5 protein-coding genes are annotated in these 10,497 nt (G+C 57.0%); 3 read left to right on the top strand and 2 right to left on the bottom strand.

The window, feature by feature from the left end:
- Positions 1-279: 279 nt before the first annotated feature.
- The 3 genes from PDO_RS04550 (at position 280) to PDO_RS04540 (ending at position 9,168) form a co-directional block, all read left to right on the top strand.
- Entirely contained in the window at positions 280-5,457 is a 5,178-nt protein-coding gene (locus PDO_RS04550) for a beta strand repeat-containing protein (protein ID WP_458574635.1), read from the top strand.
- Positions 5,458-5,542: 85 nt separating this feature from the next.
- Positions 5,543-7,696, top strand: coding sequence for a type I secretion system permease/ATPase (locus tag PDO_RS04545; protein WP_007598411.1), 2,154 nt, complete (start codon positions 5,543-5,545; stop codon positions 7,694-7,696).
- Complete coding sequence (locus tag PDO_RS04540) at positions 7,693-9,168, top strand: HlyD family type I secretion periplasmic adaptor subunit (protein WP_007598409.1); 1,476 nt, start codon at positions 7,693-7,695, stop codon at positions 9,166-9,168. The genes PDO_RS04545 and PDO_RS04540 overlap by 4 nt, the downstream gene beginning before the upstream one ends.
- A 352-nt stretch (positions 9,169-9,520) precedes the next feature.
- On the opposite strand, the gene PDO_RS04535 is transcribed toward PDO_RS04540, so the two are convergent.
- Positions 9,521-9,982, bottom strand: coding sequence for a hypothetical protein (locus PDO_RS04535; RefSeq protein ID WP_007598408.1), 462 nt, complete (start codon positions 9,980-9,982; stop codon positions 9,521-9,523).
- 3 nt (positions 9,983-9,985) lie between these two features.
- On the bottom strand, positions 9,986-10,497 hold a 512-nt coding region (locus PDO_RS04530; protein WP_244426342.1), incomplete at its 5' end, for a hypothetical protein.

Below are 10,497 nucleotides of genomic sequence, written 5' to 3'. Positions count from 1 at the left end.
ACCAAAAACGCAGACGGATCGATCACCAAGCGCGACAACATTCATGCCGGCAACGGCGACCTGCTTGCGGAAACCGTTGTTGCCATCTCGGCGGATGGCCTTATCCGGTCAGAAACCGCCGACCTGAATGGCGACGGACTGCTCGACCGCAGCGTCTCCAGTGTCACGACCCGCAATGCGACCTCTGGTGCGACCGAGATTGTGGAGCAGACGAAGGCTCGCGACGGCTCTCTGGTCTCCATGTCTTCCACGACAGTATCGAGCAACGGTTTGAGCAAGGTGGTTTCCACCGACGCGGACGGCAATGGTGTGTTTGATCGCGTCGTCTCCGATGTCACGGTGATTGCCGCGGATCAGGAGCGGACCCAGACGGTGGCCACGCACAGTGCGAGTGGCGCATTGCTATCGAATACCGTGACCGTGCGGGCCGTGGATGGCTTGACGGGATCAAAGTCCGTCGATGGCGATGGCGACGGATTGTTCGAGCAGGTGACAACCGTCGCCAAGGCCGCGGATGGTCAGACGGTTCAGACGAGCCAGAGCTATTCTGCGGATGGCACGCTTCTTTCGAAATCCGTTTCGACCACAAGCGTGGACGGTCTTTCCACCATCGTTCGAAACGACCGATATGGTCTCGGCACCGACGATCAGATCCTCACAGAGGTGACAGTCAAGAACGCCGATGGCAGCGCGCAACAGACAGTTGAACAGCGAAGCGGCAGCAATAGCCTGCTGCAACGGACGGTGGTCACCGAAAGCGCCAATGGGCTGGTGACCAGAACACAGGCGGACAGCGACGGCGATGGCCTTCATGATCGTGATCTTCTCGACAGCACGGTGGTTGGTTCTGACGGAAGCCAGACCCGGACCATCGAGACCCGCAGCGGTAATGGCTCGCTACTGACTGGCGAAACGGTTGTGACCAGCCATGATCGCTTGCTTGTGACACGGACGGTGGACGTCGATGGCGACGGACAGGCGAATGTTCGCCAGGTCAGTCAAACGACATCTGACGGCGCCAAGACCACCACCGAAGAGATCTTGAACGATCTCGGACAGGTTATCTCAAGGAAGCAGACGACAACGAGCGCCAATGGCTTGGTTCAGGCGACGACGCAGGATGTCGATGGCAATGGCATTGTTGATGGCCAGGCTTCGGCAGCCACCGTTCTCGGCATGGACGGCGGCAAGACCACGACGAAACGGACAATGGCCGGTGACGGGACGCTCCTACGGGAGGATGTGACCAGCCAGAATGGCAATGGCTCGTTGGTCATCGCCTCCAGCGATCTGAACGGCGACGGCGTCGTCGACCTCAGCACCCGCTCGGAAACCACGCTGAACGCCGATGGCTCGACTACTGTCACGGTCACGCAGAAATCCGGCAGTTCCGTCGCTAGTGTAAAGACAAGCACTCAGAGCGCCAATGGTTTGTCGAGCCTTGTTGCAAGCGATCTGGACGGGGATGGCGACATCGACCAGACGGTCCAAAACACGAAGCAGCTCTTGGGGAATGGTGGGGTCGTCGAGACCCAGCAGGTCCGTGCACAGGATCTGACACTGGTGTCGGGGCAGATCGTCGAGACTTCCGCAAACGGCAGGTTGGTCACAACCACGCTCGATCGAAACGGCGACGGCAATGTTGATGAGACCCGTTTGCGCGAGGTCCTTGCAGACGGTTCTGTCCGTACCACCACAACGGGACGGAATGCAGCTGGCGCGGTCACCAGTACGGCCACAGAAACCGTCAGCCGCAATGGCCTCGAAACAGTGCTGTCGATCGACAGCAATGGTGACGGGACGGTCGATCGCACGAAATCTGCCAGGACGGAAATCCTCGCCGATGGTTCTCAGCGGGTCACGAGGACGGAGTATTCCGGCACATCGACGCTCGTCGAACGGTCGGTTACGACGACCAGCGGCAATGGTCTTCGTTCGAACACGGTCTGGAGTGATGCCACTGGTGCCACGACACGATCGCATGAGCGGCTGACGGTGCTTGCGCAGGACGGCAGCAAGGTAACCACCGAGACTTTCCGAAAGGCGGATGGCAGCCTGGAAAGCACGCAGACACTTTCTCAAGCCGGCAATGGAAACTCGACCATCCTGACTCGAGACATCAACGGCGATGGCAAGCTTGATGACAGGATCACCGAGTCGAGCCTCGATAATGGCACGACGACCACGCTCCATCAGAACCTGAAGGCGGATGGCACAGTATCGGCCGCGAAGCTCGTGACGACGAGTGCTGATGAGCTGACCGTTACGACGCTCTATGACGGCAATGGTGACGGTACCTATGAAACGCGCGTCGTCTCGAAGTCCGAGCCATTGGCTGATGGCAGTTCGCGCACGACGGTGACGCAGGAATCCTTGGTCAGCGGCGCCTGGCAGCTCAAGGGCAAGACTGTCACCACCACGTCGGGCGATGGTCTGACCACGTCAAAGCAATGGGACGACACGGGTGCTGGCACGTTCGGTCTGTCGCGAACAAGTCAGATCGTCCTTGAAGCCGATGGCTCGCGGGTGACGACTGATCGGATGCTGACGAATGGCGTCACCACGCGCATCGACGAACACAAAGTGTCCGCCGACGGCCTGACGATCACGGAGCGCGCCGACCTCAATGGCGACGGCACCTTCGACCAGACATTGACGGATGTGACTGTCCTGAATGTCGACGGCAGCAAAACGAGATCCGAAACTGCAACGAAAGCGGACGGTTCGACGATCTCTTCGCGGGTGACGACGGTCTCGAAGGACGGCCTGAGCGCTTCAGTCGCCGAGACATCGAATGTCACTGGCTGGGCGGCTAGGACGACGTCGATCGTGACATCTCTCTTGGCTGACGGTAGTTCCAGGACAGTTAAATCGGTCAAGAACGCCAGCGGTCAGCTGATCGAGAGCGAGACCGTCGACAAGACTGCAGATGGCCGCACCAAGGCGATTTTGCGTGATCGTAACGGCGATGGTGTCGTTGACCATCGTGAAGTGGAAACCCGCTTCGCCGACGGTCGCGTATCCCTGGTTGAGACCAGGTACGGATCGACCGGCAACGTGGTGTCCTCTGTCAGTTCGATGACAAGCGCCAACGGCCAGCGGACAGTCATTGATACCGACAAGAACGGTGACGGCGTCATCGATCTGAAGAAAACAATTGATCGCCAAACCTTTGCTAATGGTAGCACAAAGGTCGTGACCACGGTTGTCAATGCCGCCACCAATGCGGTCAAATCCAAGACGGAAGAAACCGTCAGTGCCGATGGCACGCTTCGGCTGGAGAGCACCGATGTGAATGGCGATGGGACCGCCGATCAGACGGTTCGTGAAGAGCTTCTGCCGTCCGGTATCCGCAAGACGACCGTCACCAACAATGCCGCAGCAAAAGCATCTTCCGAAATTCGTGTCGGCGAGATCTACTGGAGCGACACGATCCCGACGAAGATCGAGACGACGGTGTCCGCGGATGGCCTGACGCGTAACATTCGCATGGATATTGACGGCAATGGCGTATTTGAAGTGACAGCTACAGCCGTCACACAGATCGATGGCAGCACCGTCACGACGATCACCGAGACCAACGCCAATGGTACCGTCAAGGCGAAGGGAACGCTCACCCAGAGCCCTGACGGGCGAGTGACTGTCCTCAGTGCAGATACCCAGAACGACGGTGTGATCGATTCCATCATCACCACCACGTCCCTGGTCGATGGTGCGGTGGAAAAGGTGGCGGTGAAGAAAACTTCCGCCGGGATGGTCACAGAGACCAGGACGTCGAGGATCGACGCGATTGGTGATCTGCTCAGCAGTGAAACATTTGACGGTTCAAACCGAAAAATTGAAACCTATGTGAGATCGGCTGATCTGACTGCAACTCGTACCCGCTTTGAGGCATCTAACGGCTTGATAAGTTCGCTGGAGATCTTCTCGGTGGACGGGAAGCTGAAAAGCGCCACGCTACACGACGCTTTATCCGCGCAAGCCTGGACGCGTATCGAGCAGAGCTTCAATGCTGCTGAGCAGAAGTCGTCTGAAACCCAATTTATGGACGATGGCACAAAGTGGATCACCAGCTACGATCTGGCAAACGCGTATGGCTGGTCGAGATACGTCCAGAACTTTAACGCAGGTGGCGCTCAGGTCGGAATTTATGAATACCGTGATAACGGTACATCGGTCAGCTATCTGTATGATCCGACAAACGCCCAGGCTTGGTCGCGAGTTGAGCAGAGCTTCAATGCTTCGGGGCAGAAGCTGACTGAGACTCTATTCATGGACGACGGCACTAGGTGGATTACCACGTACGATCAAGCCAACGCGTATGGCTGGTCCCAATATGTCCAGAATTTTAACGCAGCGGGCAGTCAGACTGGAGTTTATGAGTATGGCGATGATGGGACATTGCTTCGGCATTTGTTCGACCCTGCAAACGCGCAGACGTGGTCTCGCATTGTAACACGCTATGATGGGGCCAATAGGGCATTCTATGAGATTGTGAACTACGACAATGGGCGTTGGGTTGAAGCAACGTTTGACGTGAACAATACGGCTTCGTGGCAGAACGTCGTGCGGACTTATGACTCCAGCAGCCGACTATTGGAGGAAAGTATCCTTCACGACAACAACACGCGTGACGTTAGCTACTTTGATACGGACAATTCTCAAGGGTACTCGAAGGGAACTAAATTCTACGAATACAATGGCGTGTTGGCGCGGGAGGTTTCCTACGAAAACAATCCCGTAAATTACTACAGGCACTGGTATGATGCGTTGAACAATCAAAGCTGGGTTAAGAAGACGATGTACTATCAGGCGCTAAGCCTGGTTCGTACGGAAATTTGGTACGACGACGGAAAATATACAAGAAAGACGGAGGATCCCAACCGCCGACCGGTCGTTGTCGATCTGGATGGCGACGGGCAGGTTTCGATCACGGAAAATACATCCGTGGGCGGGGTCCGCTTTGACTGGGATGGTGACGGCTCTGCCGACACGACCGCCTGGGTTGGCGCGGGTGACGGCCTGCTGGTAATCGATCTCGCCGCCGACGGTTCCGGCGGCGCCGATGGTAACATCGATCAGGCGCAAGAGATCGCGTTTTCGATGTGGCCCGGAGACGCGGACGAAAACCATGTCTCCGACCTGGAAGGGCTGCGTATCGCCTTCGACACAAACGGCGACAACATTCTGGACTCCCAGGATGCCCGCTGGAGCGAGTTCCGTATCTGGCAGGATCTGAACCAGAATGGTGTCAGTGACGCTGGCGAGTTGCGGACCATGTCGGAAAGCGGCATCAAGCTTCTCAATCTGTTGCCGAGCACGGAAGGCGCGGTGACCTTTGCAGATGGATCGGCCATCACCGGAACCAGCACCTACGAGACCATGGATGGTCTGAGGCATCTCGTCGCAGATGCGGCATTTGCGTTTACGCCATCCAGGTCGATTGGGTCCCCTTGAGGATTTCATGTAACCGTCTCTAACAAGAACCACCCCACCACGTGTCTTCAAACACGGGTGGGGTTTGTGTGCATGTGTATTGTAAATGACCGGTCATGATCCGAGACTACATCTACAAGCCGATACAGGGCTTTCGGCGATCTGCGCAATCGCCGGATACTACCGTATCGCGGCCAAGCCGGAACAGTTGTCGCGACAGCTCGCGCTTGCCGGTCACGCTGGCGAAGACGAGATCCTGCGCGCAGCCAAGGCCACAGGACTGAAGGCGCGGCTTCATCGGGTGAGGTCGCCAGAGCGGATCTCCGTTCTGCCTGTCCCGGCCATCGCGGTTGTCGGGGATGGCGCATTTGCGGTTCTTGGCGGTATGAACCCGGACGGCACATGCCGACTGATCGATCCGGTTTCCTTTGCCGCGCGCAACATCACGGCAGATGAACTGCTGGAATTGACGAATGGGCGTTTTATGCTCGTCCAGCGGCGGGTCGGCGGTGCGGGGTCTGCGCCGAAAAAGTTTGGCTTCAGCTGGTTCATTCCCTCGATATGGCGCTATCGTACACCGCTCCTGCATGTCCTTGTGGCCTCCCTGTTCGTGCAGATCTTCGCGCTGATCGCACCGATGTTCTTCCAGGTGACCGTCGACAAGGTGCTAGCGCATCGCAGCTATTCCACCCTGATCGTGCTTGTCATCGGGCTTGCTGCGGTTGGGTTATTTGATGTCATCCTGCAGTACCTGAGAACCTATGCGCTCGCACATACGGCAAATCGTATCGATGTCGAACTTGGTCAGCGATTGTTCAGGCATCTTCTCAGCCTGCCGCTGACATATTTCGAGACACGGCCGGCAGGCCAGACGGTAGCCCGGGTAAGGGAGCTCGAAACAATCCGCAGCTTTCTAACCGGGCAGGCGTTGTTTTCGGGGCTTGATCTCGTCTTCACGGTGATTTTCATCGCCGTGCTTTTTGCCTATTCCTCAACCCTTGCCTGGATCGTGGTGGCGTCGATCCCGCTTTACATGGCAGTCGGAATTCTTGTTCGTCCGGCACTGAAGGAAAGGATCGACGAGAAGTTCGACCGGGGCGCAGAGAGCCAGCAGATGCTGGTCGAATCAGTCCTTGGCGTCCAGACCCTTAAGGCTGCAGCAGTTGAACCGATGGTTGCGGCGCAATGGGAAGAACGCTTGGCGGCTTATGTACACTCATCTTTTGCTGCGATCGTTCTTTCCGCCAAAGGGCAGAACGTTATTCAGTACATAAACAAAGTCACCTCTGCCGCGCTTCTGCTTTTTGGTGCCCAAGCCGTCATCAACGGCGACTTGACAGTCGGTTCTCTTGTTGCTTTCAACATGATCGCTGGCCAGGTATCGCAGCCGATTTTGCGCCTCTCGCAGCTCTGGCAGGATTTTCAGCAAGTGCAGATCTCGGTTGCCCGCCTTGCCGACATCTTGAACGCCGCCCAGGAACCGCGGCCGGAAAATAGCGTCATGCTTCCGCCACCCAAGGGGGCAATCACTTTCAAGTCTGTCAATTTCCGGTATTCGGTCGATGGCCCCGAAATCCTGAAAGACGTCAATCTCGCAATCAAGCCTGGCGAGGTGATCGGAATCGTCGGTCCATCGGGGTCGGGCAAGTCCACGCTGACCAAGCTGGTACAGCGCTTCTACATTCCGAACCAGGGCCAGGTTCTCGTTGATGGCCACGACATCAGTCAGATTGACCCGGCGTGGTTGCGATCCAATATCGGCGTCGTGCTGCAGGAGAACATGCTGTTCAACCGCACGATCCACGATAACATCTGCCTTGTGAACCCGGCGATGCCCCGAGAGGCCGCAATCAGACTGGCCAGATTGTCAGGCGCGGAGGAGTTCATCTCCAAACTGCCAAAAGGTTACGATACGCATATCGAAGAGCGCGGCGCCAACTTGTCGGGCGGGCAACGGCAGCGTCTGGCGATCGCCCGTGCCTTGGCGACAAATCCACCCATCCTCATTCTTGACGAGGCCACCAGCGCACTCGACTACGAGAGCGAGAAGATCATCCTTGCCAACATGCGTGAGATTGTTCGCGGCCGTACCGTCATCATCATCGCACATCGCCTTGCCACCGTGCGCCATTGCGACCGGATCATCGCAATAAAGGACGGCCGAATTGCCGAAGAAGGCACGCATGATGTTCTGCTTGAGCGGGAGGACGGTCTCTATGCTCATCTGTGGAAACTGCAGAGCGGGCTAACGCAAGCATGAATTCGACAGTTCCCGAAAAGCGCAAACCCGCCAAGCCTGTCACTCGCTCACGGGTGGAGACGGAGTTCCGCCCCGCTGCACTGGAGATCCTGGAACAACCCGCATCGCCAATTCGCGCAGGTCTTATCTGGGTGATTTGCCTGTTTGCGCTCGGGGCGATCGTGTGGAGCTACTTCGGGACCTTCGACATTGTTGCGACCGCTCAAGGAAAGCTGCAGCCACAAGGAAGAGTAAAGGTGATCCAGTCGATCGAAGCCGGTAAGACAGCGTCCATTCCGGTTATCAATGGAGCGCGTGTCAAGCGCGGCGATCTCCTCGTTGAACTGGATGCCACGGATGCCAGGGCTGAGCTTCAGGCGATCGACACGAAACTTTCGTCCCTGATGGCCGGCATCACCCGGCGGCAGGCCATTCTGGACAAGGTCAATGGCTGGAGGCGAGCCTCTTTCCGGGATGTGCAGCAGCCGATTGATCTATCCATTGTCTTTGATAGCGCTCTCCCTGAACCCACAGTCCAGCGCGAACGCTATCTCTATGTCAGTCAATTGGAAGAGCAGGCCACGATCATGGCAAGCCTGAGAGCGCAGGGAGAGCAGCAGAAGGTGACCCTTGCCCGCCTGGGTGAGATGATCGACGTCCAGACCAAACTCGTGGCGACGTTGCAGCAGAAGGTTGCCATGCGGGAGGGGCTGGCAAACGTGCAGGCCGGATCAAGGGTCGGCATGCTCGACGCTGTGGAGGCAAAGCAACAGGAAGAGGCAACGCTCGTCGAACTTCGCGGGCAACGGCTGGAAACACAGGCAGCCCTTGAGACTATTACTGCTGAAGCCGGAAAGTCGCTGGCGAGCTTTGCCGCGCAGGTGCGACGAGAACTGGTCGATGCCATGGAGCAGTCTGAGGAACTGCAGCAGCAACAGGTAAGGGCTCGAAATCGCCTCAAATCACTGACGATCAAGAGTCCCATTGATGGAACGGTGCAGGCTTCCGCTCTCACCACGGTGGGCCAGGTCGTGGCATCCGGAACTGAAGTCATGCGTGTGGTTCCGACGGACGCGGCGCTTGAGGTTGAAGCCTACCTCCCCAATAGAGACATTGGCTTTGTCTCTGTGGGTCAGTCTGCGGTTCTGAAAATAGAGGCGTTTCCCTTCACCAGATATGGCACGGTTCCGGGCATCCTGACCTCAGTTGCAACAGACGCCATTCCAGAACCCGACGCCCAGCAATTGGAGGGCCAGCCCGCCAAGGACCTTCAGAGCATCATACCGGTCGGCAATGCGCAGCGAACCCAGAACCTGGTGTTTCAAATCACTGTCCGTCCAGACGTATCGACGATCGATGTAGACGGCGCATCCGTTCCATTGTCTGCCGGCATGACAGTTTCGATCGAGGTCAAGACGGGTCAGCGGCGCATTCTCGAATATCTGTTCTCGCCGATCAGTGAAGTGACCTCGGAGGCGATGAAGGAACGATGAGCGTGCGCGTTGGCAGGAGCGTTTCAAGTTCGAAAGGGACGTCCGGCCAGTCTCCGGTGGCAAAGCAAGTTGCATCCGAATGGATCCTCCCGTTTCTCGAAATGGCACGGATTTAGAGTGTTGGAATTCGCTTTTGGGCATGACGGTTGTCTGGCCGGAGAGGAGTGTTAACGGCATCGTAAACTTAACGGAATGTGGATCACGGTCTGTCATGAACCTTCATCACACATCGAATCCACATTCCGTTAAGTTTACGATGCCGTCGCGCGGTATCACATCGATGAACACGATGAGCTTGTAAGATTGACGGGCCTGAAGCCGACGTAACTGTCCAGCTTCCGGGAAAACGATACTATCTTTTCTTCTGGAAAAGTACCCATACGACGAACGCCTTGCGATCCGATCGCGGCGCCGATGCAAGATCCTTGATTGCCTCCTCACAGTTGTCGATCAGAACCTGGACCTCAGCTCGGACATAACGCGCGAGCGGGTCGTAATCTGCGCGGTGACGTTCTTCCTGCAGGATAACGAATGTATCGGCAAACGAGACGATACTGCCCGGGAAGCCGCGGCTTGCCGCTGTTTTGCAGGAGTTTTTCGCAACGCCATGTTCGAGGGTCCGATAGACCTGCGCCCATGCGGGTTCACTTCGTGTATCGCCCGTACCGACGAGCAGGTCGGCGCAATCGCGCGCAAGCGCATGAAACAACGCATAGTAAGCAGTACTGACGCCGCGTTTCAGGTCGGACTGGCGTGGACGCTTTGGGCTGGCCTTGGCAAGCCGCCGAGCAGTGGCGATTAAATCATGTGACACGGCTTAGCTTGCGATCTTCTGCTGTTCGTCAAAATGATGCCTAATATGTGGAAACCGCGTCTCTCCAAGGGCGCTCAAAGCCTTTCGCACCTCGGTCGAGAGACCATAAGTGAGTTTCGAACTGATCGGCTTGTCCGAAAATGCATACTTGACGTCGACCAGTAGGATGGGATCGCCATCGCTGTCTCGATCGGCCCGAATGTCGGCGCCAGAAAACCCTGCCTGGCCTAGCCGGTCACGGAGGACCTTCTCAACGGCCGACTTGGTGGATTTCGATATGGTCTGTTCGTCGCTCATGTTTGCAATATAGAGGATTCTGCCGGGGACCGCCACTCCCGCAGAGACGAGGGCGAGCATATACTTAGCGCTCCTGGGTAGTCGCGTGACTGTTCCGTACCAAATATAAGGATGAAGCGCAGCTGGGCCCTTGAGATCCGCTCGGTCAATATGCATTTCTGCAACAGGACAGCCTAAGCGTGGACGATGTGGATCCAGGCTTTGCAGGGAAGAAAAGA

The sequence above is a fragment of the Rhizobium sp. PDO1-076 genome (genome assembly GCF_000247475.1).
Taxonomy (GTDB): domain Bacteria; phylum Pseudomonadota; class Alphaproteobacteria; order Rhizobiales; family Rhizobiaceae; genus Allorhizobium.
This window is presented reverse-complemented; position numbering and strand designations above follow the sequence as displayed.

What these genes read in the sequence shown, in the direction of transcription:
- PDO_RS04545 (WP_007598411.1), top strand. Translation starts at nt 5,543, where the DNA reads ATGACCGGTCATGATCCGAGACTACATCTACAAGCCGATACAGGGCTT.
- PDO_RS04540 (WP_007598409.1), top strand. Translation starts at nt 7,693, where the DNA reads ATGAATTCGACAGTTCCCGAAAAGCGCAAACCCGCCAAGCCTGTCACT.